A 1,461-nucleotide genomic window follows, 5' to 3' on the forward strand; every position below is an offset into this window, starting at 1 on the left:
GGGTGTCTTCTATGTTGAAAAACAATGGTAGCCCTTAATTATTTCACATTTTTATATCTATAGGCACAAAAAGGTGTCTGTATGTCAAAAATAGGGAAGCCTTTGTGTTTTCCTATTTTTGTGCATACGCCAAATAAACTATAAACCACACTTCTATCAGTGAACAACCTTAACAAGGTGTCACAAGTTCATTGTTATGTTATATAAAAGCGGGGCACAAACTAAAAATAGTGAACATCTCCCTACAGAGCGTCACAGACACCCCCCAGTGCTTACCCGCAACAATGGTTATAGTTTTTTTATCTTCTTTTTCCCTTACTTATTCACATATCCTGTAAGGCTGTTTATTCTTCATCACGAACCTTATCCTGTTCAGCAACTTTCGGGCAACCTTGATGATAGCCTTATTGCCATCCATCCTCCCGATAACCGATTTATAACACAGTAGCAGGGAAGGGTCATACCTTATGGCCATCCAGGCCGCTTCCAATAGGATATACTTCAGGTACACGTTGCCCCTTTTTGTATTCCGACCTATGCGCACCGTCTCCCCGCTGTTGTGGCAATTGGGGATAAGACCAAAGTAACTGCAGAGTTCTCTGATCCCTGAGAACCGCGATATATCCCCGATCTCGGTCAGCAGCACCATTGCCGTCTGCCAGCCTACTCCCGGCACACTGAGCAGGTTGTCGAAATCAGTCCTGTACCTGCTCTCCCGGGACAACAGCTTGATCTTCTTTTCCAATTCTTTCTGCCGTGTCAGCAAATACTCCAGCTGGTCCCGTAAACAACCTAAACCTATATCTCCGTAGCCTCCGGGATGAACAGTGCCTAGCCATGCGCGAAAACCCTTGCTCCATCTGCCGCCATACTCCTTTGGAACAGTGATCCCAAAGAACATCAGGAAGAACTTTATACGGTTCTTGACACGGGTAATGTCCCGTGTTATCCTGTTATGCACCCGTAGAAGCGAACGATCCTGCTGGCGGCGAACGTCCGGGACATTGATGGCCTTAAAATCACCGTTCTTCAATCCACGTGCCAGCTTTCTGCTGTCTATACGGTCGCTCTTCTGCCTTTTCTCCCGGTCAGAGGTAGGAACATCCGCCGGATGGATTACTATGCAGTCTATCCCTGCCTCCGCTAACTCCCGTTGCGCATTGAAACCTGAAAATCCTGCCTCGTAAACACAATGATAGTCCGCACCGGGAAAATGCCGCTCAAGGAACGAAATAAGCCGGCCACTATCCGGTTCCTGGCTGAAACTCTGCAGTTCCAACTCCTCGGACATCAGCGTAACCTGCCAACGCTTTAAATGGGAATCTATACCAACATAGACCGATTCTCCACTAAAATCTCTTAACTTTGTTTCCATAGCTCCGTCTTTAGTTTTCACTTTGTTGACTTTAAAGTTATGTGAAACTTCTTCCCGGAGCTATACCCTTTCAAACATACAAACTA

Annotated in this window: 1 protein-coding gene; it reads right to left on the reverse strand. The window is 46.1% G+C overall.

Annotation, left to right across the window (positions count from 1 at the left end; genetic code table 11):
• Positions 1–319 precede the first annotated feature (319 nt).
• Entirely contained in the window at positions 320–1,375 is a 1,056-nt protein-coding gene (locus tag BC792_RS18215; RefSeq protein WP_148910444.1) for an IS110 family RNA-guided transposase, read from the reverse strand.
• Positions 1,376–1,461: the final 86 nt, after the last annotated feature.

This window comes from Sphingobacterium allocomposti (genome assembly GCF_008124885.1).
Taxonomy (GTDB): domain Bacteria; phylum Bacteroidota; class Bacteroidia; order Sphingobacteriales; family Sphingobacteriaceae; genus Sphingobacterium; species Sphingobacterium allocomposti.